Genomic DNA, 15,311 nt, shown 5'->3' with positions numbered 1-15,311 from the left:
CGTGGGTTTCAAATTCTGGCTTCTGAGGGCGGGCGCTGCATCTTTGTGGGAAAGAATTCTTGCAAGGCAGAATTGCGCTGTTCCGGGGTTTCCTTCGCCCAATTCGACAAACTTTCGTAGAAAAAGAACGACACGCCAGCGAAATCTCTTTTTCGCACTTCTTGCACTTGTTCTTGAATTTGTTTGAGGGGAACAGAATTATTTTTAAGACCTGTTAAAATGCCGATCGCAGTTGGAATATTAAGTTTAGCCAGTTTAACTTCTTCCCGTTCCAGTTCGGCACTAAAACGCTTGATATCGCTGCGATAAACCTGCAACACAATTTCGTCGATGTAGCCGCGTCTTTCCCAGGTAAACCAGTCCTGCAAGTGGGCGGGTAAAGAAAAGTGAAAAGGGTTGGGAGATAAGCTGACAATACATTTTTCTTTGCGGGATTTGATGTCGCGGGAAACTCGTCCCACGAAGTCGTTGATTTTGTCAGCGCGCCAGCGCACCCAGAAGGTTTCGCGGGGGTCGTTGGAGGGAGGACTTTTGATTTGTTGCTGATACATTGACACGGTTAACGGCTCGTAGCCAAATTCTACGGGCAAGCCGAAATGGTCGTCAAATTGAATGCCATCTATATCATAATTATCGACAATTTCTAGAATTAAATCTGAGATGAATTGCTGGACTTCGGGATGAAAGGGATTCAGCCAAACTCGATCGTGTTTGCCTTCTTTCCAAATAGTTGAACCGTCGCGCCGCTGCGCCAGCCAGTCGGGGTGAAGTGTGGCTAATTCCGATTCGGCGGGAGCCATGAAACCAAACTCAAACCAGGGGATTACTGCTATACCTTTTTGGCGGGATTGTGCTATAATTTCTTTGAGGATGTCTCGGTCTTTCAATCCGGGCGAGGGGTCGATCGACTGTCCGAATACTCGTTGGGCTGCATCGCTGGGATAAAGCGTATAGCCTCCTTGCCACACCGTGGGATAGATGGTATTAAAATTGAGTTGATCCAGTCGATTTACAGCGTCAATGATGTTGTTGCGGGAGAAAATAACGTCGCTGTCAATGTTCGTCAGCCAGACGCCGCGCAATTCGGTTGTTGGGGCTTTGGGCGGGGTTTGAGCCAAAAGACGCGGAGATAAAATCGCGGAGGAGGTAAGGGCGATCGTAAAAACAACTATTAAAGCCAGTATCCGCTGCCATTTGTGCAGTTTAATCATCAATTTGTCGCAAATATGATTATTGTGAGAGTTCTATTTTACCTCACTCAAGAGCACCATTCTCAGCAACAGGCTTTCCGGCCTGTTCCACAAGAGTGAATTTTTTTCTTGTGGGCCGTTGCTCCTCGCCGGCCCTTAAAAAGCTTATTCAAAATGATGCAATATCTCAGTTTTACCTCACATCTTGCACCATTCTCAATAATCCTTTTATGAACAGGTAAGATGCCTGTTCCACAAGAAAATTTATCTTTTGTGGAACAGGCCGGAAAGCCTGTTGCTGACAATGGTGCAACATCTCAGTTTTACCCTACTAAGAATAACCTTGCAGTTTCATCACTTGCCGATAGTGCGCTTCAATCTCGCTCACCGTTTGCGATTGACGCTTGCTCGTCCACTCGCTGCGATCGAATAATTCCCGCCTCAAAGCATCAACATCGATCGTTTTCACCTTACCTTCGGCGACAATTTGCTTGCCGTTTACCCAAACGCTGTCTACCGCATTAGTCGGGCGCCCCAAAATTAGCAAGCCAATCGGGTCGGTGCGCGGCAGCAATGATAAACTGGTTAAATCATACAGCACAAAATCTGCTTTTTTACCCACTGTCAGCGAACCCATTTCATCGGCGAGATTCAAGCCTTTTGCTCCTCCCAGGGATGCCATTTCTACAGACTGGCGCGGTGTAATCCATTGGCGGTAATCCAAATCCGTGATATTGTGCAAAATTGAACCAATTTTAATCGCTTCCAGCAAATCTTGAGAGTCATTGCTAGCAGCGCCGTCGCAGCCAAAAGATACGTTGACTCCCGCTTGACGGTATTTCAAAATCGGTGCAATCCCGCTTCCTAGCCGCAAGTTACTGAGGGGATTGTGTACAACAGTCGCTCCCGTTTCTGCCATAATTGCAATGTCGGAATCGTCCAGCCAAACGCAGTGCGCTAAAGAAGTTCGGGGACTCAAATAACCAATTCTTTGCAGGTGTTCGACAGCGCTACAGCCGTATTTTTCGTAAGCTAACTGTTTTTGAGCGGGGGTTTCCAAGAGGTGGGCGTGCCGACAAAGATTGTAGCGATCGCTCAAATCGATGCAGCCTTCAAACAAAGCATCGGAACACAGTTGAATTCCCGTCGGCGCCAATAATATATTAACACCTTTTTCGGGATTGTGAAACTGTTTTATGGCTGTTTCCATTAATTCCAAAGTGGCCTTAGTCGATCGAATGTAAGCCGCGTGTTCGATACCGCTATCGCCCGCAGGCATTCCCGCCGTCAGGGATTCATCTTGAATTAACGGCCCGATAAAAGCGCGGATACCGATTTCTTGATAAGCGCGAACTGCGGCGGCGATCGTCTCTAATTCTTGCCCCGGAATCAAAACTAAATGATCGACTACGCTTGTACCGCCCGACAGCAAAGTTTCTACCGCAGTTCCCAAGGCGCTCAAATAAACTTGTTCGGGATCGAGAGGTGTAAAATCGTATAATTCGGCAATCCACAACTCTAGGGGCAAAGGCGGAATGATGCCTCGTTGCCACATTTCTGAAGAGTGAGTGTGCGCGTTGACAAAACCGGGCAGCAGCAGCTTATTTTTGCCGTTAATAACTGTTTGACCCCCCCTATCCCCCCCTTGGTAAGGGGGGGAATTAGAGGTGGAGTTATTGGGCGCGATCGCACTTATGCAATTATCCACCACTTGCACATCTGCGGTTTCATAACCGCTATCAACCGGAATTAAAGTATTTTGAATTGTCAAGCTCATAGATTTACCCTTTTTGTAAATTTACATTGATTTTTATTGTATGATTCCCTGGCGCTAACATTGGCGATCGCCCAACGAGAATAAAGTTAATAAATCCTAAACTTTCTCAAAAAGTTACCCCGGATACTTAATTATAACAAAGATTTAAGATATGACAAGTTAGTAACAATCAAATAGTTATAAGATTGAAATTGTTTTTGAGTCACAATCATATGAATCCTGATTCTCTTCGCACCTTGGGCGTACCGCCGAATGCTTGGAAAGTTGATGCCAAAATTGCCGATATCACTCGATCGCCGATCGCGCCTGCACCTGTTACCCTGGAAACAGAAACTAAAACCCTGCGTTTAGACTTAGCAAAAGCAGCGATGTTGGTGATAGATATGCAAAACGATTTCTGTCATCCCGACGGTTGGCTAGCACATATTGGCGTAGATGTAACGCCCGCCCGAACTCCAATTAATCCTTTAAAAAATTTGCTGCCAAAATTGCGATCGCACGCAGTACCAATTATTTGGATAAACTGGGGGAACCGCCCCGATTTGCTCAATATTAGTGCAGCTTCCCGTCACGTTTACAATCCCACAGGATCCGGCGTAGGTTTGGGAGATCCGCTGCCAAAAAACAACGCACCTGTACTGATGGCAGGGAGTTGGGCGGCGCAGGTTGTCGATGAATTAAAACCCAAATCGGAGGATATTTGCGTTGATAAATATCGGATGAGCGGCTTTTGGGATACTCCTTTAGATAGTATCTTGCGGAACCTCGGCAGAACTACACTTTTCTTTGGAGGAGTAAACGCCGATCAGTGCGTCATGGCTACGCTGCAAGATGCTAATTTCCTCGGTTACGACTGTATTTTAGTCAAAGATTGTACAGCTACGACATCTCCCGAGTATTGCTGGCAAGCTACTCTTTATAACGTTAAACAATGTTTTGGTTTTTTGTCGGATTCTCAGGCTATGTTAGAAGCAATTAAATAGCAGTCATCAGGGGAGTATCTCTCTGGAGTATAAAAAGCGTTTTTGAGGAGTGCGAGAGTCCTGCATAGCAAAGCCTATATCTTGCTTCCTGCTCTGACAGCGAACTCTCCTGTGAAATCCATAAACTTTGGAGGTTGAACGGCGGACTAATGACTCTGGATTTACCACTAATGACAGCAGAAACATAACCACTGACAACTAACAATAAAAAAATGACAAACCACTGCATGATTCCTGTTATAAAGTCTCCCAAAGACTACCAAGCATTTCGCATCAGTCCGGGCGATACTAATAGATTAGCTATCGTCTTCGATCCGGTAATAGCTAATGTTTCATTAACAGTTTGCGTGGAGATTTTCGATGTGGGCGGCAAAACTCCTCCCAACCGCCATCAATTTGCAGTAGAAATGTTTTTTGTACTCAAAGGAACTGGGCAAGCAACCTGCGACGGCAAAACAGTTAGTATTCAACCGGGAGATAGTTTGTTAGTGCCTCCAACAGGCACTCACGTAATTGAGAATACGGGCAGTGGACGTTTGTACACTTTGTGCATCATGGTGCCGAATGAGGATTTTGTAGAACTAATTCGCAGCGGCACACCAGTCGAACTCGATGAGGAAGATATGAGAGTTCTCAGGCGATCGGATGTACTCGTACCGTGTTAGGTTTGTAGTAAGCTGTTACGCATTTAAATTGAAAATTCGGGACAGGCTAGAAGCCCGTCCCACAAGAGTTTTATGGATTTTTGACACACAGTTTAAATGTAAAACAGCTTATAGCAGTTTTTAATTGGATGAAATACAGGACATGGCAGTGCCCAAAGCGTGTCAACTTAAGCTATCAGTCCGCCAGTCCTCCCGCGCACCCGCCATTCCGCCAGGGACTGAAGTCCCTGTCTAATAGCTAAAGTCCTCTCAAGAGGACTAATGAGTTGAAAAGTGTTTTTCTTAGTCCTCTTAAGACGACTTTAGCTTTGAGGCAGGGGTTGAAACCCCTGCCGGACTATGGGTTGTACGTTAATTTGACACCAATGGGCAGTGCCGTGTCCCGACGAACAATCATCAGGTTTGTAGTAAGGACTTGAGTCCTTTATCAGAACTTTTTTAGTTGATGTTTTTTAGGATTTATGCTGAAACTTTGTCCGAAAGAAACAGCGTCTATGCTAACTAAAGATGGGGTTCGTTTAGATGCTGACATCTACCGCCCCGATGCGGAGGGTGAATTTCCAGTATTATTAATGCGGCAACCTTACGGAAGGGCGATCGCCTCTACATTAGTATATTCCCATCCCGCATGGTACGCCAAACACGGCTACATCGTTGTCATCCAAGACGTGCGGGGACGCGGCACTTCCGAAGGCGAATTTAACCCATTTGTTAGCGAAACACAAGACGGTTTTGATAGCGTCAATTGGGCAGCTAATTTGCCGGGAAGTAACGGCAAAGTCGGAATGTACGGTTTTTCCTACCAAGGCATGACTCAACTCTACACTGCTGCTGCTAAACCGAGCGCATTAATCACAATTTGTCCGGCAATGGTAGGCGGCAATTTATACGCAGATTGGGCCTATGAAGGCGGCGCGTTTTGTCTGCAATCAAATCTCGGCTGGGCAATTCAGCTAGCGGCAGAAACCGCTCGCTTAAAAGGCGATATTTCTGCCTATCAAGCCTTTTATGCAGCTTCGAGAAATCTCCCGCTATACGATACCGTGCCGGCGCGTCCTGAAATTATTAAAAATCTGGCACCAGACTCATATTATCACGATTGGTTGGATAATTATCGACCGAGCGAGTATTGGGAAAAGTTATCGCCAAACATCAAAGATTTAGACTTGCCAATGCTGCACGTTGGCGGTTGGTTTGATACTTATTTGCGGGGAACAATCCATCTTTACAAGGAAATGGTGAGCCGGAGTTCCTGTCCGCAGCATTTGATAATTGGCCCTTGGGCGCATTTACCTTGGGGGCGAAAAGTTGGAGTTCTGGATTATGGTTTAGTAGCTTCAAATCCTGTGGATGAGTTGCAAATTCGCTGGTTCGATCGCTTTCTCAAAGGAGTTGATACAGGAATATTAGACGAACGGCCGATTTCGCTATTTGAGATGGGGAGGAATGATTGGCGGAAATTTGATAAATGGCCTAATAATAATCATAAATCTTATTTTTTAGCAAGTACCGGACTTGCCGCGATGAGAGAAGATGCGGGTATTTTAACAGAGAGTTGCGCGGATGTTTGCACTGATGATATATTCGTACATGATCCTTGGCGGCCGGTGCCATCCTTGGGAGGCCACGCTGCATTTCCTGCAGGTGCGATGGAGCGATCGACTATTGACTGCCGCACCGATGTGTTAACATACACTTCGGCACCGCTAACAGCCGATTTGCACTTAGCTGGAGATATAATTTTAGAAGTATTTTGTACCGCCGATGCGCCGAGTTTTGATTTGTGTGCGATACTTTCTGAGGTCAAAGATAGCGGCAGTGTCTACAATTTTACTCAAGGTTACGTCCGGGTGAATTCAGGTGAAACACCTGTAATAATTGTGCTGCAAGCAACTTGTATGCAAATTGGTAAACGTAATGCGTTGCGTCTGAGTTTGAGTGCTGCTTGTTTTCCCGCTTACGACGTGAATCCGGGAACGGGTGCGCCGGGCGGTGAAGCGCGGGCGATCGATGCTAAAATTATCACGCTGACAGTAAGTTGTGGCGGAAATTGTCCCTCTCAAATTTTGCTGCCAATTGTCAATTAAACCTAAAACCTATCTAACTATGAGCATTATTTTTCACATCACCCGCAGCCAACAGTGGGAAGAAGCAAAACAAGTTCAATCCTATCGCGGAGATACGCTAGATACTGAAGGATTTATCCACTGTTCGACACTCCCGCAAGTTGTTAGAACTTCCAACAAATTTTTTGCTGGACAAACAGGATTGCTGTTGTTGTGGATTGACTTGGAAAAAGTGGAAGCAGAAGTTAAGTATGAACCTGCTGCTGGAGATTTTTATCCACACATTTACGGGCCGCTGAATGTTGATGCTGTGTTGAAAGTTGTTGAGTTTGAAGCGGGTGCAGATGGCAAGTTTGAATTGCCGGAAGAATTAAAAAATCTTGTTTAAGATTCTGATTTTTTAGCATTTTAAACTAACTTTTTAGGGCGGCCTAGAAGCCAACCCCACGGGAAAGTTGAATTTTGTGGAACGGGTATCTTGCCCGTTTCTAACATTAGTGGAAAATTTAAACTTCAACTGATTTATCAACCAACTCGGCCGCCAATTTCAGCGCCTCTTCGCGAGTCGCAATTCTCCCCTCAACCCGCGCTAATTGAATCTCCATTAACAATTGACCGATGCGTGGACTTCTGGGCAATTTCAAATATTCCATTAAATCATTGCCACTAACTAATTGGGTAGGATGAGCAATAATATCATCCCTATCCAGATAGCGATTAATTAACAGTGAAATATCCTCAACCGCAACTCCCGCAGCCACTGCCAAAACCGCTAAAACTGGAAATACTATTCCTACATCCCTAAACAAAAAATACTGTTCTCGCAAAGACATTTCCGCGATAGGTTTTGCTTGCAATTTGGGCAAGTATTTCAAAAGCCCGATCGCACTTTTAATCTCCGCATTGCTGTACTTCAACCGCAGCAACTGAGTTTCAGCAATTGTCGGGTCAGAATCTGCCAAAATAGCCAATTTCGCGACAGCCAACAAAGGCGTTTTAATCGTATCTCGAATCGAGCGCGAAAATTCTCTCCCCAAATCTGGATAAATTGCCGCTAACTTGTCAGCAGACGCATCAATTTTTGTCAAAATATCAAAATGGTCGATCGCACTTTCAAACCAAATCGAAAACAAACCGTCTTCGCAACCGCGACAAATCCAAGGAACACCGTTAGGATTGCTCAACAAATAACCCAATTCGGTCCGCACCCGTTCCACCGCTACCCGACTCAACAGCGGCGCCAATTCCCGAATCGCCGATTGAGTTTCAGCTTCGATCGCAAAACCCAACTGCGCCGCTTGGCGGTAAGCTCTTAATAACCTTAGCGGATCGTCCTCCAAATTTGACCGCGAAACCATCCGCAGCAAACCCAACCGCAAATCAGTTTGACCGTCCAAAGGATCGATGATTTCTCCTGTAAAAGGATTGCACGCGATCGCATTTATCCGAAAATCCCGGCGCAGCAAATCCCCCTCCAGACTCCCCCCTTCCGCCTGCGCCAAATCCACCGTACCGCCCGCAAACACCACCCGCGCAATTTGGCGTTCCGCATCCAACAAGACAAATCCAGCTTGCGTGCGATCGGCAATTTTTCGAGCAGTCTTCACGGCCCGTGTTAGCATAACGAAATCCAAATCAAAATAGTGCGATCGCCTCCCCAGCAGCGCATCCCGTACCGCACCGCCCACCAGATAAGCAGGCGGTGTCAGCAGTTCCAAATCAAACGGCCAAGAATCAGGAGATAATGAAGAGGGCAAATTAATCGGCATCGCAACAAAAATCTACTTTCCTTACAAACAATTAAACTCTTGCTACGCTAGATTAACAGAAAGCTCAAATTTCACCAATCTTTTTGAAATGCACAGAGGATATCAAGAATGTGTATTTGTATTAACTGCCACTATGTAGACCGCTGCTTCACCTACCACGCCGTAGAAGAACAGCACGAACAGCTTCACCTCACCGAAACACCCGATTTCGACCCCGTAGAACCCACCATCAACGTCAACATCCGCCCCCGTCAAGACGAAATTGAAATGGAATGGGATGTAGTCGGGTGTCAGAGTTTTAAGCAAGAGACCGGCAAATGGGCAAAATTGCGGCCAGGCGAACTCGTCCCGACTTAAGGAAGAAGTCATTAGTCAGTAGTCATTAGTCATTAGTCATTAGTTATTTGTTGGTTGTTGGTTGCTATTTGTTGTTTTTTATAGGTTTTTTGTGAGTTGTTGGCGATAACAACCAATAACCAATTCCCAATTCCCGATGCCCAATTCCCGATGCCCGATGCCCAATTCCCGATGCCCGATGCCCAATGCCCGATGCCCAATTCCCCATTCCCCATCTAAAATCTAAAATCTAAAATCTAAAATCCAATGTGCTATTGCTTAAACCCAACTTGTCAGAATCCGCAAAACCCAGGGGATGCAGAATTGTGCCAAAGTTGCGGCTCAAAATTGTTGTTAAATCTTGATTCAGAAACGCCATCAGCATCTCGCTACCGAACCATAAAGCCGATCGGGCAAGGAGGCTTTGGCCGAACATTTCTAGCAGTTGATGAAACCAAACCCCTGATTTTTTCGCAGTGCGTAATCAAGCAATTTTTGCAGCAAAATACCGCAGCCGAAAAAGCCGCTCAACTATTTTACCAAGAAGCAGCCCAGCTAGAAACCTTGGGAAAACATCCGCAGATTCCCGAATTAATCGCGCATTTTGAACAAGATGGGAGACAGTATTTAGTACAAGAATTTATAGACGGCAAAAACCTAGCCAGAGAATTAGAACAAAAAGGAGCATTCACCGAAACTCAAATTCGGCAAATCCTCAACGATTTATTGCCCGTGCTCCACTTCGTCCACAAATCCAAAGTTATTCACCGCGATATCAAACCCGAAAATATCATTCGCCGCCGGCTAACTCCAGCCCCTTTACCCGCCTTAGAAAATTCCTATCAACCCTCTCCTTTCCAAAAAGATATTGTTTTAGTAGACTTTGGTGCAGCCAAGAAAGTAACAGCAACCGGGTTGCCGCAAACTGGTACAATCATCGGCAGTGCTGCTTATACAGCCCCAGAACAATTGATGGGGAAAGCAGTTTTTGCTAGTGATATCTACAGTTTGGGCGTTACCTGCATTCACTTGCTGACGGAAATTCCTCCCTTCGATTTGTTCGACAGTACAGAGGATTCTTGGGCTTGGCGAAATTATTTGAAGACTGCTGTTAGCGACGATTTGGGCCGCATCCTCGACACCATGCTCCAAAGTGCCACCAATCGGCGCTACAGTTCAGCATCAGCAGTCATCCGGCACTTGAACCCCAAACCGGTGTATTTAGACGCACAGCCGGTGCTAGACGCGCCGGAAACGCCCGCAGAGCGGGTGGTTACACCTGCGCCCGGTGTGTCGCTTTTTACTCGCCAACAGCAAGCCGAAATTCAGCAAGCTTTGCAAGAGGATCTCGCCCCGTACAATGTTACAATCCAAGTCAGTCAAGCCAAGCAACAGCTCAATATCGTCATCAACAGAACCGAAGACAACCCCGTTTACTATCCGCACTTATCTCAAATAATTGCCACCAGACTCACCGATTTGCAGTTAAATAAAGTCGCAGCCGTGAAGCTGTTGGGAAGACTCAACAATTCTCGCCGCCCGGAGTGGAAGCAAATATTGCAAATCGATCCCAAGATTAAATTGAGAAACAAACTGGTGCGGCTGCAACACAATCAATTACTAAAGAAAGCCGCCTCTGTTACTACCCAAGAATTTTGGCTGCCCAAGTTGAAAACTCAGGATTTTTGGATAGATGCGCTAATGTTTGCCTTAGTTTGGTTTATCTTTGGCTCTCAAATAGTCATTTTTAATTCTTGGTTTGCGCTAATAGTTACGTCGGGTTTTATGACGGTGAAGCATCAAGTTTCCCAACACAAAGAATTTGCCAATAAAAATTTATTTGCAAGTTTAGTAGTGCTGTTTTTGGTGACTGGTGGCATGGGGAATTCCAGGATTTTAAATACGGGAATATTTGGCATTCTTTTGGGTTGCTTAGTTGTGGCTTTGCCGCTGTTTTTTGTTAAGGAAAATTATCAGTAATCGTGAATAGCAATCCCCAAGACGGAACATCCGTTAAAAAATACGGCTTAGCCCTGCACACAGCTAGTCGCGAACTCGGTTTAGCCATCAGCAATTTTGTCGGGGATTCTCGCTGCCAAACTTGGAATTTGGATCGGGATTTAGCAATTCATTTGCATCAGTATTTAGTCGAGTTTATTCAGCCCCAAACTTGGGCAGATTTGGCTTTTATTGCTGTGGCGAAGGGGCCTGGAGGTTTCACTGGGACTCGGATGGGTATGGTGACGGCGCGGACTTTGGCTCAACAGTTGGATATTCCGGTTTTTGCGGTTTCAACTTTGGCGGCTGTCGCTTGGGCGGAACCCCCCCAACCCCCCCTTGCTAAGGGGGGGCTTTTGAGTCCAGAACCTTCCCTTGCTAAGGGGGGGCTTTTGAATACGGAACCCCCCCAACCCCCCCTTGCTAAGGGGGGGCTTTTGAGTGCAGAACCTTTCCTTGCTAAGGGGGGGCTTTTGAATACGGAACCCCCCCAACCCCCCCTTGCTAAGGGGGGGCTTTTGAGAGATGATATCGCGCTGCAAATGCCTGCACAGCGGGGACAATTGTTTGGGGCGGTTTATTCAATTAACAGTAATTCTGGTGTAATTGAGTTGTTTCCTGAGACGGTGATGACTCCTGAATCTTGGCAAGAAAAGTTGGATAATTGGGGTAATTCTTATCAGTTAATTGAAGTTGGCAGCGAGTTGGGTTGGTCGGTTTCGAGTGTGTTGGAATTGGCTTATTTGGAGTGGCAAATGGGAAGTCGTCCTGATTGGTCGGATGCTTTGCCTTTTTACGGTCAACATCCGGTTAAGGGACACTGAATATTGGGAATAGGGAATTGGTAATTGGTAATTGGTAAATTGTTTATTTAAGGGCGATACAAACTTCGAGGCAAAAAGTTAATGTTAGGGGGTCTGGGCTTTCGGTTCGCAATCGATCGATCTCAGCTCGATCGCAGCCGCGAGATTCCATAAAATCGAGCATCCAGTTCGTTATGGTAGCGAGATCGATGTATTTTGCTCCGAGACAAACAGGGCAAATTTCTGGGCTGAGGGTACCGGTGCCGCCGCATTCGGGGCAATCCCAGTGGCTGGTTACGGGATCGGGGGTAGTTAGGATGTTGTTCATGCTGGGAAAAAGTACGCGCGGCGTAGCTATGCGGCAGGGAATCGCACTACTCGTTCACTCTAGCAAAAATGCCGATCGCCCTGACTTCTTCCTGCCTTTACACTAAGGGGGTTAGTGATTAAAATTGACAACAATACAAAAGGGGTGGCTATGTTCGATCGCACTCAATGGTTTTTAGCTGGAATGTCGATCGTACTTTCGGTTCAGCTAAGTCAGCCAGTTGCAGCAGCCGTGCCCGTTGGTAAAGTCGTACAAACAGCACAAACTAACAGTAACGAAGCTGCTGCAAAAGCATTAAACGAAGGACTACAACTCTACCAGCAAGGAACGGCGGAAGCAAAAAGAAGTGCGATCGTCAAGTGGGAAGAAGCATTAAAGCTGTATCGGGAAGCGGGCGATCGTCGCGGGGAAGCTACCACCCTCATCGGCATCGGCAAAGTATACTCAGATTTGGGAGAAAAACTCAAAGCGCTAGAGTATTACAGCCAGTCCCTTCCCCTATTTCGGGCCGTGGGCGATCGCTCTGGGGAAGCTACCACCCTCATCGGCATCGGCGCTGTCTACTCAGATTTGGGAGAAAAACAGAAAGCGCTAGAGTATTACAGCCAGTCCCTTCCCCTATTTCGGGCCGTGGGCGATCGCTCCCTTGAAGCTACCACCCTCAACAACATCGGCTTAGTCTACTCACAATTGGGAGAACAACAGAAAGCGCTAGAGTATTACAGCCAGTCTCTACCCCTGCGTCGGGTAGTAGGCGATCGCTCTAGGGAAGCTGGCACCCTCACCAACATCGGCTTAGTCTACTCAGATTTGGGAGAACAACAAAAAGCGCTAGAGTATTACAGCCAGTCCCTTCCCCTATTTCGGGCAGTGGGCGATCGCTCCCTTGAAGCTACCACCCTCAACAACATCGGCAGTGTCTACGATAAATTGGGAGAAAAACTCAAAGCCCTAGAGTATTTTAGCCAGTCGCTGCCTCTATCTCGGGCAGTGGGCAATCGCTCAGTGGAAGCTGTCACCCTTTACAACATAGCTAATGCCAAACGCGATCGAAACAATCTTACCGAAGCCCTCAACGACATTGAATCCTCTATCAAAATTATCGAAAACCTCCGCACCAAAATAGCCAGCCCAGAACTCCGCAGCTCATACTTTGCCACCGTACAAAACTACTACGAATTCTACATCGATTTGTTAATGCAACTGCATAAAACTAATCCTAAATCCGGTTATAATACAAAAGCCTTAGAAGCCAGCGAACGTTCTCGCGCCCGCAGCCTCCTCGAACTCCTCCAAGAAAGTAACGCTAACATTCGCGAAGGCATTTCCCCCGATTTACTGCAACAAGAAAAGAGCGTGCAACAGCAACTCGATGCCATTGAAAAGCAGCGCATTCAAGAACTCAGCAGCCCCAATCCCAATCAAACTAAAATCGCTGAAATCGACTCTGGGCGCCTCGCACTTTTGCAACAATATCAGCAACTTCAAACTCAGGTTCGTACCGCCAGCCCCCGCTATGCAGCCCTCACCCAACCCCAACCTTTAACGCTGCCAGAAATTCAAAAACAGATTCTCGATGAAAACACGATTTTATTGCAGTATTCCCTCGGCGAAGCTCACAGTTATTTGTGGGTTGTGACATCAACAGGACTAACTAGCTATGAATTACCAAAACGCGCCGACATTGAAACAGCAGCCCGCAATTTCCGAGACGCAATAACTAGCCCAATCCAGAGAGATATTCCCCAAAAAGTTGCTGAAGCAAGTGCAAATCTGGGTCAATTAATTTTACAGCCCGCAGCAGCCCAATTAGGCAATAAACGCTTATTAATTGTTCCCGACGGCGTGCTGCACTATACCCCTTTCCCGGCTTTAACTCTTCCCCAACCCGCCGGACCAAATACCAATGTTCCCTTAATTGCCGAACATGAAATTATCACTCTGCCTTCCGCCTCAACTCTCGCCATTCTTAGGCAAAATTACGGAGATAGAAAACCACCAAGCCGAAATTTAGCAATTTTAGCCGATCCTGTTTTCAGTCCAGACGATGAAAGAGTCAAAGGAAAAATCACCCAAGCAACAACAGAAAAATTAGAAGCAAATAACCTCGGTTTAAATCGCTCGCTTCGTGCTTCTAATCGGCAATGGCCGCCCGAACGCCTCGCATTTACCCGCCAAGAAGCCCAAACAATATCCAGCTTATTTCCCTCAGCTTCTAGCAGTCAAAAGATTGATTTTGATGCCAGCCGCACTACTGCCACCGACGGCAGTTTAGCTAATTATCAAATCGTTCACTTTGCCACCCACGGCCTTGCCAACAGCAAAAATCCCGAACTGTCAGGAATTGTGATGTCGATGGTAGATGACAAGGGCAATCTCGTCAATGGTTTTTTGCGCCTCACGGATATTTTCAACTTGAAACTGGCGGCAAATTTAGTGGTTTTAAGTGCTTGTCAATCGGGCATGGGACAGAATGTTAAAGGCGAAGGAATGGTGGGATTAACAAGGGGTTTTATGTATGCGGGGGCGCAGCGGGTGGCAGTGAGTTTGTGGAGTGTAGATGATGAAGGAACTGCTGTGTTAATGCAAAAGTTTTATCAGAAAATGCTGCAACAAAAGTTAGCGCCGGCGGCAGCTTTGAGGGCGGCGCAGATTGAAATGATGCAGCAGGAAAAATGGAAATCTCCCTATTATTGGGCTGCTTTTACCTTGCAAGGGGAATGGAAATGATATAATAGTTAAAGGTTATCAGAGGTAAACCCCATGAAAATTACTCTCAAGCCTGAGCAGCAAAAATTCATAGAAGCACAAGTTACAAGTGGCAGATATCCTTCGGCGGAGGAGGTAATCGCAGCGGCATTAGAACTCCTAGCGGACAACAGTGATCCCAAAGAGAGCAACAGCTATCACAAATGGGTAGAAGAAACGCGACCAAAAGTATCAACAGGAATAGCTCAACTCGATCGCGGTGAAGGAATTGATGGAGAAATAGTCATAGCCAGATTGCAGGAAAAATTTCGCAAAATGCGGGAGAACTAAAGATGAGTCGCTACATTGTTTCTCCAGAAGCGAGTCGCGATTTAGATGAAATTTCGGATTACTTTGCAGCTAGAAATATTGAATCTGGAGAACAGTTCGTCGAGGAGTTCAATCGAAAGTGTCGCAATTTAATTAACTTTCCTAATATGGGTCGTAGTTACGAGGAACTAGTACAGCTCGGCGTAAGTACACAGACTATATTTATGGTAGAATAACATAGTTAGCTGAGACCCGTTTAGGTGGGTGATCGAGGAGTCAGAGATGGCCTGATTAATGCCTAAAATATTAAAGTTAAGCGATGGCGAGCGTCATCAACTTCAGAAGTTGATCGACAAACACAAAACGCCCCAACAGCTA

General features: G+C 46.3%; 15 protein-coding genes. 10 read left to right on the top strand and 5 right to left on the bottom strand.

Annotation, left to right across the window (positions count from 1 at the left end; all coding sequences use genetic code 11):
- Positions 1-8 precede the first annotated feature (8 nt).
- Positions 9-1,211 carry a glycoside hydrolase family 10 protein gene (locus QUB37_RS07125; protein WP_333055546.1) on the bottom strand — a complete coding sequence of 401 codons (1,203 nt, stop codon included), beginning with the start codon at positions 1,209-1,211 and terminating at the stop codon, positions 9-11.
- Positions 1,212-1,521: 310 nt separating this feature from the next.
- Positions 1,522-2,967, bottom strand: a complete 1,446-nt coding sequence (locus QUB37_RS07120) for an amidohydrolase (RefSeq protein ID WP_333055545.1) — start codon at positions 2,965-2,967, stop codon at positions 1,522-1,524.
- A gap of 212 nt (positions 2,968-3,179) precedes the next feature.
- Here QUB37_RS07120 and QUB37_RS07115 point away from each other — a divergent pair, with 212 nt between their 5' ends.
- The 4 genes from QUB37_RS07115 to QUB37_RS07100 all read left to right on the top strand — a co-directional run bounded on the left by QUB37_RS07115 (position 3,180) and on the right by QUB37_RS07100 (position 7,069).
- Positions 3,180-3,950: a cysteine hydrolase family protein gene (locus QUB37_RS07115; RefSeq protein ID WP_333160425.1), complete on the top strand. Its 771-nt coding sequence runs from the start codon at positions 3,180-3,182 to the stop codon at positions 3,948-3,950.
- 227 nt (positions 3,951-4,177) lie between these two features.
- On the top strand, positions 4,178-4,615 hold the full coding sequence (locus QUB37_RS07110; protein ID WP_333160423.1) for a cupin domain-containing protein: 438 nt from the start codon (positions 4,178-4,180) through the stop codon (positions 4,613-4,615).
- Between the two features lie 494 nt (positions 4,616-5,109).
- Positions 5,110-6,702: a CocE/NonD family hydrolase gene (locus QUB37_RS07105; RefSeq protein WP_333160421.1), complete on the top strand. Its 1,593-nt coding sequence runs from the start codon at positions 5,110-5,112 to the stop codon at positions 6,700-6,702.
- Between the two features lie 19 nt (positions 6,703-6,721).
- Entirely contained in the window at positions 6,722-7,069 is a 348-nt protein-coding gene (locus QUB37_RS07100) for a DUF952 domain-containing protein (protein ID WP_333160418.1), read from the top strand.
- A 118-nt stretch (positions 7,070-7,187) separates the two neighbouring features.
- Here the strand turns inward: QUB37_RS07100 and QUB37_RS07095 are convergent, their stop codons facing one another.
- The gene (locus tag QUB37_RS07095; protein WP_333160416.1) at positions 7,188-8,450 is read right to left on the bottom strand and encodes a CCA tRNA nucleotidyltransferase; all 1,263 of its coding nucleotides are present in this window, start codon (positions 8,448-8,450) and stop codon (positions 7,188-7,190) included.
- A gap of 108 nt (positions 8,451-8,558) precedes the next feature.
- On the opposite strand from QUB37_RS07095, the gene QUB37_RS07090 reads away from it, so the two are divergent.
- The gene (locus QUB37_RS07090; RefSeq protein WP_006632635.1) at positions 8,559-8,807 is read left to right on the top strand and encodes a Ycf34 family protein; all 249 of its coding nucleotides are present in this window, start codon (positions 8,559-8,561) and stop codon (positions 8,805-8,807) included.
- A gap of 32 nt (positions 8,808-8,839) precedes the next feature.
- Here QUB37_RS07090 and QUB37_RS07085 read toward each other — a convergent pair whose 3' ends face one another.
- Complete coding sequence (locus tag QUB37_RS07085; protein WP_333160414.1) at positions 8,840-9,022, bottom strand: hypothetical protein; 183 nt, start codon at positions 9,020-9,022, stop codon at positions 8,840-8,842.
- Between the two features lie 31 nt (positions 9,023-9,053).
- Here QUB37_RS07085 and QUB37_RS07080 point away from each other — a divergent pair, with 31 nt between their 5' ends.
- A complete protein-coding gene (locus QUB37_RS07080) occupies positions 9,054-10,766 on the top strand; it encodes a serine/threonine-protein kinase (protein WP_333160412.1) in 1,713 nt (570 codons plus the stop codon).
- Between the two features lie 2 nt (positions 10,767-10,768).
- Positions 10,769-11,608: a tRNA (adenosine(37)-N6)-threonylcarbamoyltransferase complex dimerization subunit type 1 TsaB gene (gene tsaB / locus QUB37_RS07075; protein WP_333160410.1), complete on the top strand. Its 840-nt coding sequence runs from the start codon at positions 10,769-10,771 to the stop codon at positions 11,606-11,608.
- A gap of 43 nt (positions 11,609-11,651) precedes the next feature.
- Here the strand turns inward: tsaB and QUB37_RS07070 are convergent, their stop codons facing one another.
- Entirely contained in the window at positions 11,652-11,915 is a 264-nt protein-coding gene (locus QUB37_RS07070; RefSeq protein WP_333098599.1) for a hypothetical protein, read from the bottom strand.
- 150 nt (positions 11,916-12,065) lie between these two features.
- On the opposite strand from QUB37_RS07070, the gene QUB37_RS07065 reads away from it, so the two are divergent.
- From QUB37_RS07065 to QUB37_RS07055, 3 genes are read left to right on the top strand one after another with little or no spacing between them, the layout of a single operon-like run.
- On the top strand, positions 12,066-14,645 hold the full coding sequence (locus tag QUB37_RS07065; protein ID WP_445300010.1) for a CHAT domain-containing protein: 2,580 nt from the start codon (positions 12,066-12,068) through the stop codon (positions 14,643-14,645).
- 33 nt (positions 14,646-14,678) lie between these two features.
- Positions 14,679-14,954, top strand: coding sequence for a type II toxin-antitoxin system ParD family antitoxin (locus tag QUB37_RS07060; protein WP_333160406.1), 276 nt, complete (start codon positions 14,679-14,681; stop codon positions 14,952-14,954).
- A 2-nt stretch (positions 14,955-14,956) separates the two neighbouring features.
- Positions 14,957-15,169 carry a type II toxin-antitoxin system RelE/ParE family toxin gene (locus QUB37_RS07055; protein ID WP_333160404.1) on the top strand — a complete coding sequence of 71 codons (213 nt, stop codon included), beginning with the start codon at positions 14,957-14,959 and terminating at the stop codon, positions 15,167-15,169.
- The last annotated feature ends 142 nt before the right edge of the window (positions 15,170-15,311 follow it).

The sequence above is a fragment of the Microcoleus sp. AT3-A2 genome (assembly GCF_036705685.1).
GTDB lineage: Bacteria > Cyanobacteriota > Cyanobacteriia > Cyanobacteriales > Microcoleaceae > Microcoleus.
Note: the sequence above shows the minus strand (reverse complement) of the source record. Positions and strands in the feature narration are given on the sequence as shown.

Bases quoted from the DNA above. Each gene is read 5' to 3' on its own strand.
- QUB37_RS07125 (WP_333055546.1), bottom strand. From the start codon at position 1,211: ATGATTAAACTGCACAAATGGCAGCGGATACTGGCTTTAATAGTTGTT.
- QUB37_RS07120 (WP_333055545.1), bottom strand. From the start codon at position 2,967: ATGAGCTTGACAATTCAAAATACTTTAATTCCGGTTGATAGCGGTTAT.
- QUB37_RS07115 (WP_333160425.1), top strand. From the start codon at position 3,180: ATGAATCCTGATTCTCTTCGCACCTTGGGCGTACCGCCGAATGCTTGG.
- QUB37_RS07110 (WP_333160423.1), top strand. From the start codon at position 4,178: ATGATTCCTGTTATAAAGTCTCCCAAAGACTACCAAGCATTTCGCATC.
- QUB37_RS07105 (WP_333160421.1), top strand. From the start codon at position 5,110: ATGCTAACTAAAGATGGGGTTCGTTTAGATGCTGACATCTACCGCCCC.
- QUB37_RS07100 (WP_333160418.1), top strand. From the start codon at position 6,722: ATGAGCATTATTTTTCACATCACCCGCAGCCAACAGTGGGAAGAAGCA.
- QUB37_RS07095 (WP_333160416.1), bottom strand. From the start codon at position 8,450: ATGCCGATTAATTTGCCCTCTTCATTATCTCCTGATTCTTGGCCGTTT.
- QUB37_RS07090 (WP_006632635.1), top strand. From the start codon at position 8,559: ATGTGTATTTGTATTAACTGCCACTATGTAGACCGCTGCTTCACCTAC.
- QUB37_RS07085 (WP_333160414.1), bottom strand. From the start codon at position 9,022: ATGGGGAATGGGGAATTGGGCATCGGGCATTGGGCATCGGGCATCGGG.
- QUB37_RS07080 (WP_333160412.1), top strand. From the start codon at position 9,054: ATGTGCTATTGCTTAAACCCAACTTGTCAGAATCCGCAAAACCCAGGG.
- QUB37_RS07070 (WP_333098599.1), bottom strand. From the start codon at position 11,915: ATGAACAACATCCTAACTACCCCCGATCCCGTAACCAGCCACTGGGAT.
- QUB37_RS07065 (WP_445300010.1), top strand. From the start codon at position 12,066: ATGTTCGATCGCACTCAATGGTTTTTAGCTGGAATGTCGATCGTACTT.
- QUB37_RS07060 (WP_333160406.1), top strand. From the start codon at position 14,679: ATGAAAATTACTCTCAAGCCTGAGCAGCAAAAATTCATAGAAGCACAA.
- QUB37_RS07055 (WP_333160404.1), top strand. From the start codon at position 14,957: ATGAGTCGCTACATTGTTTCTCCAGAAGCGAGTCGCGATTTAGATGAA.